This is a genomic window from Granulicella sp. L46 (genome assembly GCF_009765785.1).
Classification (GTDB): Bacteria; Acidobacteriota; Terriglobia; order Terriglobales; family Acidobacteriaceae; genus Granulicella.
The window spans coordinates 272,672-284,265 of sequence record NZ_LMUT01000016.1 but is presented as its reverse complement, the minus strand read 5'-3'; the positions used below and the strand labels follow the sequence as shown (position 1 = coordinate 284,265).

General features: G+C 60.5%; 10 protein-coding genes. 5 read left to right on the top strand and 5 right to left on the bottom strand.

What is annotated here, in order from left to right; genetic code table 11:
- The 3 genes from GSQ80_RS18170 to GSQ80_RS18160 form a co-directional block, all read left to right on the top strand.
- The coding region (locus GSQ80_RS18170; protein ID WP_254059752.1) for a translocation protein TolB at positions 1-1,077 on the top strand (1,077 nt) is incomplete at its 5' end.
- 132 nt (positions 1,078-1,209) lie between these two features.
- Positions 1,210-1,971 carry an OmpA family protein gene (locus GSQ80_RS18165; protein ID WP_158789072.1) on the top strand — a complete coding sequence of 254 codons (762 nt, stop codon included), beginning with the start codon at positions 1,210-1,212 and terminating at the stop codon, positions 1,969-1,971.
- Between the two features lie 166 nt (positions 1,972-2,137).
- Positions 2,138-3,091: a transporter gene (locus tag GSQ80_RS18160; RefSeq protein ID WP_158789071.1), complete on the top strand. Its 954-nt coding sequence runs from the start codon at positions 2,138-2,140 to the stop codon at positions 3,089-3,091.
- Between the two features lie 132 nt (positions 3,092-3,223).
- Here the strand turns inward: GSQ80_RS18160 and GSQ80_RS18155 are convergent, their stop codons facing one another.
- The 5 genes from GSQ80_RS18155 to GSQ80_RS18135 form a co-directional block, all read right to left on the bottom strand.
- A complete protein-coding gene (locus GSQ80_RS18155; RefSeq protein WP_158789070.1) occupies positions 3,224-4,291 on the bottom strand; it encodes a dihydrodipicolinate synthase family protein in 1,068 nt (355 codons plus the stop codon).
- A 263-nt stretch (positions 4,292-4,554) separates the two neighbouring features.
- Complete coding sequence (gene carB, locus GSQ80_RS18150) at positions 4,555-7,836, bottom strand: carbamoyl-phosphate synthase large subunit (protein WP_158789069.1); 3,282 nt, start codon at positions 7,834-7,836, stop codon at positions 4,555-4,557.
- The gene (locus tag GSQ80_RS18145) at positions 7,836-8,327 is read right to left on the bottom strand and encodes a carboxypeptidase-like regulatory domain-containing protein (protein WP_158789068.1); all 492 of its coding nucleotides are present in this window, start codon (positions 8,325-8,327) and stop codon (positions 7,836-7,838) included. Before GSQ80_RS18145 ends, carB begins: the two co-directional genes overlap by 1 nt.
- A complete protein-coding gene (gene carA / locus GSQ80_RS18140; protein WP_158789067.1) occupies positions 8,324-9,481 on the bottom strand; it encodes a glutamine-hydrolyzing carbamoyl-phosphate synthase small subunit in 1,158 nt (385 codons plus the stop codon). Before carA ends, GSQ80_RS18145 begins: the two co-directional genes overlap by 4 nt.
- A gap of 497 nt (positions 9,482-9,978) precedes the next feature.
- Complete coding sequence (locus GSQ80_RS18135; RefSeq protein ID WP_158789066.1) at positions 9,979-10,323, bottom strand: Rieske 2Fe-2S domain-containing protein; 345 nt, start codon at positions 10,321-10,323, stop codon at positions 9,979-9,981.
- 125 nt (positions 10,324-10,448) lie between these two features.
- Between GSQ80_RS18135 and GSQ80_RS23695 the strand changes: the two genes are divergently transcribed.
- Both GSQ80_RS23695 and GSQ80_RS18125 read left to right on the top strand, forming a co-directional pair.
- Positions 10,449-10,829 carry a hypothetical protein gene (locus tag GSQ80_RS23695; protein WP_158789065.1) on the top strand — a complete coding sequence of 127 codons (381 nt, stop codon included), beginning with the start codon at positions 10,449-10,451 and terminating at the stop codon, positions 10,827-10,829.
- Positions 10,830-10,845: 16 nt separating this feature from the next.
- A partial coding sequence (locus GSQ80_RS18125; protein ID WP_158789064.1) for an alpha/beta hydrolase occupies positions 10,846-11,594 on the top strand: 749 nt, incomplete at its 3' end.

The following is an 11,594-nucleotide window of genomic DNA, read 5'->3' as shown; positions in this document are numbered from 1 at the left end:
TTACCCGCCGAGATGAATCTCTCCCAGTGGGCGCAGGCCCCCGCCAGCGCCGCCATGGTCGCCTTCGGCAACATCGGTATCCAGGGCGGCAACCTCGTCGCCAACGGCTTTCTCGACGACGCCAAGAACACCCAGTTCCCGCAAGTCTTCGCCAAGCAGTACACCGGTGAAGCCAGCGACGACACCGCACGCCAACTCGCCCACCAGTTCGCCGACGACATCATCTTCCGCCTCAGCGGTGGCACACCCGGCATCGCCGAATCCAAGCTCTTCTACTCCAAACGCGTAGGCCCCGGCGAAAAAGAGATTTGGATGATGGATTACGACGGCGCCAACCAACACGCCATCACGCATCTCGGAGAAGACTCCATCTCCCCCCGCGTCTCGCCCGATAACTCGCTCGTCGCCTTTGCCTCCCTCGGCAAAAACGGCTTCCAGATTCGCATGTTCTCGCTCATCCTCGGCCGCCTCGTCCGCTTCAACAACGTCGGTGGCACCAACCTCTCGCCCGCCTGGTCTCCCAACGGTAAGGAGTTGGCGTTCTCCTCCTCGCGCACCGGCGACCCCGAGATCTGGATCTCCGATCCCCAGGGATCCATCGCCCACCGCGTTACCAGCTACAAGGGGCCTGACGTCTCTCCCACCTACAACCCCAAGACCGGCGCCCAGATCGCGTGGATCAGCGGCCGCACCGGCCTTCCCCAGCTCTACATCATGGACTCGGACGGCTCCGGCGTTACCCGCATGACCGATGGCGGCTATGCGACATCCGCCTCCTGGTCCCCCAACGGCCAATTCATCACCTTCGCCTGGGATCGTAAATACGGCCCCGGCGCTCCCGGTGGCCAGGACATCTACGTCATGGAAGTCGCCACCAAGCGCTGGATTCAGCTCACCCACGACATCGGGCGTTGCGACTTCCCCACCTGGTCTCCCGACGGCCGCCACATCGCCTTTGCTAACTCACCCGACGGCGCTGACAGCCACCAACGCATCATGACCATGCTCGCCGACGGTACTCAGAAACGCGCCCTCACCGGCTCAGGAGCAGACATGCCAAACTGGAGTTGGAAATGATCTCGAAACGTTTTACAAAAAGCACCAACACCTGACGAGTCCCCGTCGCGTTACGATACATATACTCCCGGTAAATAAGACAGTTTCCTCCCCCAAAACCCTTGCAGTACCATTCGAACTCGAGAGGATCTCATGAAAGCTAATCGCACCTCACTTTGGAATAAAGCAGCACTGCTCGCGACCGTCGCACTATTCGCCGCCTCCGGCTGCGGTAAGAAGACGCCTCCCCCGCCGCCAGCGGCCATGGCTCCCTCTGCACCCACCATGCTGCCGCCCACGGCGTCGATCACTGCCGATCCGCTCTCCATCGATCTCGGCCAGTCCGTGGTTCTCAACTGGCGTAGCGCCAATGCCGCCAGCGTCAGCATCGACGGCATCGGCGAAGTCCCCGTCAACGGCACCCAGACGGTTTCGCCCTCCAGCTCCACCAACTTCCACCTCGTCGCCAAGAACGACGGCGGCACTACCGAAGCCAACGTTCGTGTCACGGTCCGCGTGCCGGAAGTGCCATCAGCCCCTGCTGACACCAGCAACGCCGGCGGCTCCGACGCCGAGTTCCACGCCCACGTCCAGGACATCTTCTTCGGCTACGACAGCTACGATCTCTCGCCGCAGTCCGATACCTCCATCTCCGGCGCTGCTGCCTATCTCAACGCACATCCGTCCATCAAGATCCTCATCGGCGGATACTGCGATGATCGTGGCTCAGCTGAGTACAACATCACCCTCGGCGAGAACCGCGCCAATGCCGCCAAGACCGCACTTGTAGCCGCCGGCGTCTCCGGCGACCGCATCCGCGTCGTCAGCTACGGCAAGGAAAAGCAATTCTGCACCGACGAAACCGAGAGCTGCTGGCAGCAGAATCGCCGCGATCAGTTCTCCATCGATCGCTAGTCCTCACACCCAGGGCCGCGTCGCTATACCAGATCGGATATAGCGACGCGGCCTCATCGTTTTCCCCTCGCCATACTTTCATCTTGCCCATGCGACCAGTATTCTTGTACTGCACAACTCCCATCGAAGCATCACGATCCAAGGGACGTTGAGGAGCTCAACCCGTATGACCCGCTTTCACTCACTTCGCCGATGCATCGTCTTCGTTGCCCTTGCTGCGCTCCCCTCCCTCCCTGCGCACGCCGAGAACAAGGACATGATCCAGCTTCAGACCCAGGTCCAGCAGCTTCAGGACGCCATCGCGAAACTGCAGCAGACCAACGACGAGAGCTTTGGCATGCTCAAGGCCCTCATCCAGCAGACGGCCGACTCGGTCAACACCATGTCCACCACCGTCAACGGCCTCAAGCTCAGCATGCAGAACCAGCAGGAAGCCGTCAGCGCCAGCAACCAGCAAGTCTCCGGCCAGGTCCAATCCCTCAACGACTCCATCGACGAACTCAAGGCTCGCATGGCCCGCATGGAGAAGGCGCTCAACGCCATCCAGAACCAGCAGCAGACCACCAACGCCGCGCTCAGCAATCTCCCCCAGGGCGGCATCCCCGCCGGAGCTGCGCCCTCGGGCCCTCCCCAAGCCGCTCCGAACGCGTCCCCGAACCAGGGCACAGCACCGGACAACGGCACGGACAACCAGCCCCCAAGCACGTCACCAAGCGGCCCGCCCCCCACAAACACCCAGCCGTCAGCCGGTGACATGTACCGCGGCGCCTACGCGGATTACATCTCCGCCCGCTACTCCCTCGCCTCCTCCGAGTTCACCGACCTCATCAAGGCCTACCCCGACGACAACCTCTCCGGCAACGGCTGGTACTATCTCGGCGAGATGCAGATGCGTACCCACAAGCCCACCCTCGCCATCAAGGACTACGACCAGGTCCTCACTCGCTACGTAGATAACGCCAAGGTCCCGGCCGCCCTTCTCCACAAAGCACAGGCTCTCATCGACACCCACCAGAACGAAGCCGCCGAACGCGAGCTCCACAGCCTCATCCAGCGCTTCCCCGTCTCCCCTGAAGCCTCCCAGGCCCGCGCCAAACTAAACGCCATCCGCGCCCAGTAATAGCAGTTGAGCTCCGCCAAATCACCGCGTCTCACGCTCACCGGTCAGCCACGGCACTCGCTTCTGAGATAGGTCCGGGCTTTAGCCCGGACACTTTACCTATGTCACGGATAGGGGCTTCAGCCCTGGGACCTAATTCCGAATCCCCGCCAACACCCTCTCCACCATCGCCCGCCCCTCCGCATCCAGCGGCAGCCGAGGCAACCGCGGCGCCCCACCAAAATACCCATTGCAATCGCACCCATACTTCACCCCAGCAATCCCCAGCGCACGAATTGCTGCATCGGCCTCCACCAGCCGCGCACCCTTCTCCGCAGCCAGCGCGGGATCGCCATCCTTGAACGCCGCATAAGCCTCATAGCATCCCTGCGGAGCGCTAGCCGACAGTGCCAGCATCGCACCCGCCGCGCCCGCCTGCAGCAACTCCACCATCCCCACCGCACTCCCCGCAGCCATCACCTGGAACCCCACCACCTTCGTCCGAGTCTTCAGCGCCTTCACCGTCGGAGCCTCGACCACAGCCGTACCTCCCGCCAGCGACGCGGCCGATACGAACCCACCCTCATCCCACCGTCCTCGCATCATCCTCCGAGTGACTGGCGCAAACACGGTCGTCACCAACACCTCACGCTTCATCCCCTGCGTAGCCTCGGCAATTGCGCGATACCGCTCCACGGTCAGCCCCTCGTCATACACGCCAATCACATTCCCATGCAGCGCCAACTGCGCAATCTCATCCACACTCAGCCGATACCCCTGCGAGCCCGATTCACTCCCCAACACCACCGGCAGCGGCGACCCATCCGCCACCGCGCGGAAGAACAGCATCACCTCGTCCTCCGTAAGCCGCTCCCACTGCGACGGCGCACCGAGCAGCACCGCATCAAACCCTGCCTCCGCAGCCTGCCGCGCAACTACCAGCGCACCATGCACGCTGTCCTTCGCAATCGCTGCCACCAGCACCTTGGTCGGATCAGCCGCCGCCCCAATAACCCGCAGCGTCTCCGCAATCTCCTCATCCGAAAGCGCCGCCCCCTCGCTCCCCGCGGTCAACGCCACAAACCCCGCCGCCGGCGTCAACGAGTAGCGCCCAACGTTGTACTCCAGCTTACGCAAATAACTCTCGCCGTCACGAGTAAACGGCACCGTCAGCGGTATATGAATTCCATCAATCAGCATCACGTACAAGTCTACCGCCACACACCTGGCCACCGCTCGCCTATCGCCCGCACCCACCCGAGTGCCACCACTAATCCGGGTCCCCCATCCGTACGCGCACTTGCGGACGGGTGGGTCCGCCGACCGAGGCCTGGCGAGCACGCTCGAGTCTAAGACCGCTCCGGCCTAACCCAACACTGATCTTGCTTTCCGCCAATGCTCTCGCCCCTGAGATAGGTCCGGGCTTTAGCCCGGACATTACGCAACAGAAAACCCCTGGGCTTTAGCCCCTGGGACTCTCTACCTCACACCGCCACCAACCTTGACGCATGCAGCTCCTGCAACGACTCAACGTGATACTCGCCCTTCTGCAAAGCCTCAATCCCATCCGCCGCCGCCCGCGTCGCCGCCAGCGTAGTAATCGTAGCCACCCGAGCGCTCACCGCGGCCCGTCGAATCGCCGCCTCATCGAACACACTCAACTGCCCGCTAGGCGTATTCACAATCAACTGAATCCGATCGCTCTTGATAAAGTCCACCACGTTCGGCCGACCTTCCTTCACAGCAAACACGCGCTCCACCTGCATGCCAGCCTCTTCCAACACATCGGCAGTGCCATGAGTAGCCACCAACTTGAATCCCATATCTACAAACCGCCGCGCCAGCGGAGCAACGCTCTCCTTGTCATGCGTATTCACGCTGAAGAACACAGTCCCCTCAGTCGGGAGATGTAGACCCGCCGCAGTCTGCGCCTTGGCAAACGCCTCGCCAAACGTGTGCGCCACGCCCATCACTTCACCGGTAGACCGCATCTCCGGACCCAACACCGGATCCACGCCCTGGAACTTGCCCCACGGAAACACCGGCGACTTCACAAAGAAGTGCTCGCCCGTACTCAAATCTTTACCGCTAGCCAACTGCTCCGGCAGCAACTCCTTCAGCGTCCGCCCGGTCATCAGCCGCGAAGCAATCTTCGCCAACTGCACGCCCGTTGCCTTCGACACATAAGGCACTGTCCTCGACGCCCTCGGATTCACCTCAATGACAAATACCTTGCCCCGCTGCACGGCGAACTGCAGATTCGCCAGCCCAATCACGTTGAGCGACATCACCAGCTTCCGCGTATACGTGCGAATAGTCTCGAGCACCTCCGGCGTCAAATCCACCGCCGGCAGTACGCAGCTAGAATCCCCCGAGTGCACACCCGCCTCCTCGATATGCTGCATGATCCCCGCGATGATCACGTCCGTCCCATCGCACAGCGCATCGACATCAACCTCCTGCGCGTCCTCCAGGAAGTGGTCAATCAACACCGGCCGCTCCTGCGAATACTCAATCGCCGTCGACATATACCGAACAACATCGGCGTCGTCATAAGCGATCACCATCGCGCGCCCGCCCAGCACATAACTAGGCCGCACCAGCACCGGATACGTAACTTTCTTCGCCCCCGCCAACGCCTCATCCAACGACGTAGCCATCGCTCCCTCTGGCTGCGGAATCCCTAGCTCCGTAATCAACTTCCCAAATCTCTTCCGGTCCTCCGCCAGATCAATCGACTCCGGCGACGTCCCAATGATCGGCACGCCCGCAGCCTTCAGCGGCAGCGACAAATTCAGCGGAGTCTGCCCGCCAAACTGCACGATCATCCCAATCTCCGCGCCGCCAGACGCCTCGTGCTCATACACCGCGAGCACATCCTCCAGCGTCAACGGCTCAAAGTACAACCGGTCGCTGGTGTCATAGTCAGTCGACACCGTCTCCGGATTGCAATTCACCATGATCGTCTCGTACCCATCATCCCGCAGAGCAAACGCAGCATGGCAGCAGCAATAATCGAACTCAATCCCCTGCCCAATCCGGTTCGGCCCCGACCCCAGAATGATCACCTTCTTCTTAGCAGTAGGCGGCGCCTCATCCTCCTCGTCATAGCACGAGTACATATAAGGCGTCAGCGACTCAAACTCCGCCGCACACGTATCGACAAGCTTATAAACCGGTTTCACACCCAGCTTCTTCCGCAGCGCCCTCACCTTCGCCGCGCCCCCATCCTCAATCCCCAACGCCACCGCCACCCGCGAATCGCTAAGCCCCATCCGCTTAGCCGACAGCAGCGTGCCCTTATCCATCTTCTCCAGGCCCACTGCCGCCACCACCTTCAACTCCTCAGCAATCTGTTTCATCTGGTGCAGAAACCAAGGGTCCATCCCGGTATAACGAGCAGCATCCCTCACGCTCATCCCAATCTCAAACGCATACCGCAGATACGCCAGCCGCTCCGGCGAAGGCGTCACCAACCGCTGCCGCAGCCTCCGCGGATCGATCCCCTCATCCGTACTCTTCTTCCCCGTCTCGAGCGAACGCACAGCCTTCATCAGCGCCTCTTTGAACGTGCGCCCAATCGCCATCACCTCGCCGACGGACTTCATCTGCGGCCCCAGCGTCTCGTCCGATCCCGGAAACTTCTCAAACTGCCACTTCGGAATCTTCACGACAACATAATCAATCGTCGGCTCAAAGCAAGCCGGCGTAGCCTTCGTAATATCGTTCTGCAACTCGTCGAGCGTATACCCCACAGCCAGCCGCGCAGCAATCTTCGCAATCGGAAACCCAGTCGCCTTACTAGCCAACGCGCTAGACCGCGACACCCGCGGATTCATCTCAATCACAGTCATGCGCCCAGTCTGCGGATTCACCGCGAACTGCACATTGCTCCCACCCGTCTCCACGCCAATCTCGCGAATCACCGCAATCGCCGCATCGCGCATCCGCTGATACTCGCGGTCGGTCAACGTCTGCGCCGGCGCCACCGTAATCGAGTCGCCGGTATGCACGCCCATCGCATCAAAATTCTCAATCGAGCAGATGATCACGACATTGTCCTTCAAGTCGCGCACCACCTCCAGCTCATACTCCTTCCACCCCAGCACGCTCTCCTCGAGCAAGCACTCATGCACCGGTGAAAGATCCAGCCCGCGCGAAAGAATCTCCATCAACTCCTCGCGGTTATAAGCAATGCCGCCGCCCGAACCACCCAGCGTAAAGCTAGGCCGAATCACCACCGGGAACCCCAGCTTCGCCGCAAACTCCAACCCATCGCGCAGATTATTAATCAGCATCGACCGCGGCATATCCAGCCCGATCTTCGTCATCGCGTCCTTGAACAGCAGCCGATCCTCAGCCTTCTTAATCGCCTCCAGCTTCGCACCAATCAACTCAATCCCAAACTTATCCAGAATCCCCGCATCGGCGAGATCCACCGCCAGATTCAAAGCCGTCTGCCCACCCACCGTAGGCAACACCGCAAAGATTCCCTTCTCGGCGGAAGCCTTCAACATCTCCACTTCCACCCGCAAAATCTCTTCCAGATAACTCAGCGTCAGCGGCTCCACATACGTCCGATCAGCCACCTCCGGATCGGTCATGATCGACGCCGGGTTCGAATTCACCAGCACCACCTCATACCCCTCGGCCTTCAGCGCCTTGCAAGCCTGCGTCCCCGAGTAATCGAACTCCGCCGACTGCCCAATCACAATCGGCCCCGAGCCAATCACCAATATCTTCGCAATGTCATTCCTACGTGGCATTATTTACTCTTCTTTTCCTTGTGAATGCCCTTCGATGCATCCAGGGTTACAAGACCTCTCTTGTGATTCAGCGGCGCAAGGCGCACATAAATCGGATTCGCGCACGGTTCGCCTTTGGGCCGCGACAGGAACGCAGTATTGTCCGCTCCGCCGATCTTCTGCCCTTCTTTATCTACATAATCAAACTCGAACGTCTGGAAGCCTCTGCCCTCGACTTGCACCCAGTGCGGCCCGGCTCCGCGCCCGAATGACCAGTTCCCCGCTTTATCCGTCTCCTGGCTCGTACTGGAATCCCCAAACATCGCCGTCACCGTCGCCTTTTCAACCGGCTCGCCCGTCAGGTCGGTCACCACCCCACACAGTCCCGCGGCAGCGATGCGCGGTCGCTCCGCATCCGCAGCCGAGACCGTCAGCGCAAAGCACGCAGCGATCATCAGAATCGATCGCTTCCACCCACCGGTCATGAGGCTCACGGACGATTCACGATTCATTTCTTCCAGTCCTCCATCATCTTCCGAAAGTCCTTGAACAAATAATGCGAATCATGCGGCCCCGGCGAAGCCTCCGGATGATACTGCACGCTAAACATCGGATCCGTCTTGTGCCGCAGCCCCGCCAGCGTGTCATCGTTCAAATTCGTATGCGTCCGCTCCACATCAGCCGGCAAGCTCTCCGGATCCACATTGAAGTTATGGTTCTGCGCGGTGATCTCAACCTTCCCCGTCTCCAAATTCATGATTGGATGATTCCCGCCATGGTGCCCAAACTTCAGCTTGTACGTCTTCCCGCCCAGCGCCAATCCAAAGATCTGGTGCCCTAAACAAATCCCAAACATCGGCACCTTACCCTGCATCTCCTGAACGTTCTTCACCGCATACTCAAGCGGCTCAGGATCCCCCGGCCCATTCGAAAAGAAAACTCCATCCGGCGCCATCGCCAAAACATCCGCCGCAGAAGTCTTCGCAGGAACCACCGTCACCCGGCAATTCTCCCGCGTCAGCATCCGCAAAATATTCTGCTTAATCCCAAAGTCATAAGCGACCACATGCAGCGTATCCTTCGCCGCCGCGTCCGCAACCGGCAGCAGCTTATCCCCCGTCTCATTCTTCGGCTCGCTAGCATCCCACGCATAGCTAGACTTCGTGGTCACGACGCTAGCCAAATCCGTCCCATCCATCTTCTTATGCGCGCGAGCCTTCGCCACCAGCGCATCCGTATCTTCGACAGCCGTAGAGATCACGCCCCGCAAACATCCATTCGCCCGCAGGTGCCGCACCACCGCCCGCGTATCAATCTCCGAGATCACCGGAACGCCACTGCGCTCCAAATATTCATCCGCAACCTCAGTGCTCCGCCAGTTCGAACTGACCGGCGAAAACTCCCGCACCACCAACCCCTCAATATAAGGCCGCGCCGACTCAGCATCGCTAGGCGACGTCCCATAGTTTCCAATGTGAGGATTAGTCAGCACCACAATCTGCCCCGCATACGACGGGTCAGTAAAGATCTCCTGGTAGCCAGTCAACGAAGTATTGAAGACCACCTCGCCAACGCGCTCCACAGCCGGTCCGTTGGCATCGCTGCCAGCACCAAAGGCCTTGCCCCAGAACAGGCGCCCGTCTTCGAGGGCGAGAACAGCTTGCATACCCTCTCCCTTGCAAGTGAGATGTGATCATTCGCCTGAATACGGCTTTGCAGCGAGAGGATCACTTGATTCTATCAGCATCCCCCTGTCGAAAACCTCATTTCGCAATGCTCGGTAGTCCTCTACTTTGAATCTTCCCTTCGTTTCTTTCGGGATTGAAGGTACATTCTCGTTCTTAGGGAAGGCCGATGAGAGAGATATTTGAAGAGTTTGTATTTTAGAGACGCTATCAAGAGCACCAGCGACGTGATCGTAAATAGTGCAATTCCATCTGCCTTGGTCATTTTCCCTCTGCATACGAGCCGCGCTTCTTCGCTACCGGTTCTGTGAGAATAGCAACCAACTCCTTCACTTAGGCACCACCGAATGCTCTCAGCCTATTTGCGGAGCTGTCATCCTGAGCGAAGTCGAAGGACCCCGAAGAATTACCTCAACCGAAACCCTTCGCATCTTTCTTCCCAACACCCTGGCCTACCTCGGTGGTGAAAAGAAACACTTCAATCTTCCACGACTCTCACCTCAATCTGCACCAGCACATCCCCACCCTCCACCTTCACCGAATAAACCTCCACCCTCCCCGTATCCGGCGCCGCCGCCTCCCCCGTCGTCACATCAAACGCCCACGCATGCCAAGGACACAGCACCCTCCCATCCTCCACCCACCCCGCGCCCAGCGGCCCCTGCCGATGCGGACAAACATTCCCAATCGCCGACAGCGTCCCATCCACATTCGCCAAACAGATCGGCACCCCCTTACCGTCCCGCCCCACAGCCTCCGCCTCCATCACCTCATCCGTCCCCGGAGCCTCCGCCACCCCACACAACCGAACCCACTCACCCACGCCGTTCTCCTTCACTCCAACCCAGTGCCGTTGCTTTTCTTTCTGTCATTCCCTCTGGGAATCTGCTTCTCGCCCGCGACACCCCCAGCGCACCCATGAGATGCTGTACCCAGCGTAAACGACCCATGCCAGAATCCTCCAACCCGCGCTCCGGATCGGCCGACGCTCCCATCGCGCGCCGTAAAATGCCGCGCCTCAACCGCGCCGGCTGGATCATCAAAAGCCTCGCCTCACTCTTCGTCTTCGCGTTCCTCTGCGCCTACGCCCACACCTACCTCCGCTACGGCAATAGCAGCCCGCGTCCGCAGATCGCCGCCTCGGTGACTCATGCCACCCCCCAAACCTCCTTCACATCGACCCACCCGCGCGCCTTCCACCGCCACCAACCCCTCTTCCGCCCAGCCCACCAGCTCAAAAGCCACGCCCACCACGCCCACCCGTACCACTTCGCGAGCCTCCGGCACCTCCGCCGTCTCTTCAGCCAACTCCTGGTCGTGAGATCCTAAGCCCAGCGCCAGAACCATGCCCAAGAATCCCAACCCCCGCCCCACCCCATCGGCTAAGTCTCCTCGCCTGGCACCCCGCTATGACCCTCAGCGTGGCTCAGCGCCACCCGAGATGATCCCGCTCGTTGAAGTCACCTGGATCCTCAAAGCCCTCGCCGCCGTAGTCCTCGTCGCCCTCATCTGCGCCTACGCCACCATCTGCGTCCTCTTCTCGAAGGGTCAGTGGCAGCTAGTCCTCCACCCCTCCCGCACCGTCGCCACCACCCCCGCCGCGCTCAATCTCCCCTACACCGAAGTCCACTTCGGCGTAGACGAAACAGGCCTCCCCCAACTCACCGGCTGGTGGATCCCCGCAGGCCCTTCAGATGAAGACACAACCACGCAACACACCGCCCTAATCCTCCATGCCGCTGACGGCTCCGTCACCGACGCCCTCCCCTCCGCCCAACTCCTCCACGCCCAGCACCTCAACGTCCTCTTATTCGACTACCGCGGCTACGGCCAATCCCTCGGCCAACACCCCACCCAATCCTCCATGCAAGCCGACGCAGCCGACGCCCTAACCTACCTCACCACCACCCGCTCCATCTCACCATCATCCCTCGTCATCTACGGCACCGGCATCGGAGCCTCGCTAGCCGTCCGTCTCTGCGCCCAGAACCCAAACATCCCAGCCCTAATCCTCCAATCCCCCGACGGCGACCTCACCGACCGCGCAGCCCGCGACCCCCGCTCGAAAATAATCCCCTTCAAATTCCTTTTCAA

What these genes read in the sequence shown, in the direction of transcription:
- GSQ80_RS18165 (WP_158789072.1), top strand. Translation starts at nt 1,210, where the DNA reads ATGAAAGCTAATCGCACCTCACTTTGGAATAAAGCAGCACTGCTCGCG.
- GSQ80_RS18160 (WP_158789071.1), top strand. Translation starts at nt 2,138, where the DNA reads ATGACCCGCTTTCACTCACTTCGCCGATGCATCGTCTTCGTTGCCCTT.
- carB (WP_158789069.1), bottom strand. Translation starts at nt 7,836, where the DNA reads ATGCCACGTAGGAATGACATTGCGAAGATATTGGTGATTGGCTCGGGG.
- GSQ80_RS18145 (WP_158789068.1), bottom strand. Translation starts at nt 8,327, where the DNA reads ATGAATCGTGAATCGTCCGTGAGCCTCATGACCGGTGGGTGGAAGCGA.
- carA (WP_158789067.1), bottom strand. Translation starts at nt 9,481, where the DNA reads ATGCAAGCTGTTCTCGCCCTCGAAGACGGGCGCCTGTTCTGGGGCAAG.
- GSQ80_RS23695 (WP_158789065.1), top strand. Translation starts at nt 10,449, where the DNA reads ATGCCAGAATCCTCCAACCCGCGCTCCGGATCGGCCGACGCTCCCATC.